The sequence below is a fragment of the Dellaglioa sp. CoH-56-MRSF-11 genome, assembly GCF_056782135.1.
Genome location: NZ_JBXAYE010000040.1, coordinates 1 through 384, shown reverse-complemented (window position 1 = coordinate 384; position 384 = coordinate 1). Strand labels below are relative to the sequence as shown.

The window sequence follows — 384 nt, the reverse complement described above, 5'->3', positions numbered from 1 at the left end:
GCACCCGCACTCTCTACCTCGCGAACTACTTCGACGGTGAGTATCCGGAGGACAACGAAAACTTCGCTGCGTACCAGACCAGTGAAGAAGCAGAAGCACGTTGCGCCGAAGAGGTTGCGTATCAGCAGCGCTTCCATGGGCCGAAATCGGAACGCCACACCACGAAAGAATGGCGATACTACGCGTCAGCTATCGAATACGTGATTCCGCGCGCCCGGCTGAGCGCGCAGGAACAGAAGCTCGTCGAACGCCTGAAGGACTGCTCGAAGGATTTGGACGTGGCAGATCGCCATGCCCTGCTCGATCTGATCGACCGGCTGCGTGCCCACGAAGAGCCGGACGAGAAATAAGCACTTGACACAGCATAAAATGGCTCCCATTCTA

At 57.0% G+C, this 384-nt stretch carries 1 protein-coding gene; it reads left to right on the top strand.

Translation table 11 applies throughout. The annotated features are described in order from the left end of the window. A partial coding sequence (locus AC1RPT_RS07725; protein WP_481762975.1) for a hypothetical protein occupies window positions 1-350 on the top strand: 350 nt, incomplete at its 5' end. Between the last annotated feature and the right edge of the window lie 34 nt (window positions 351-384).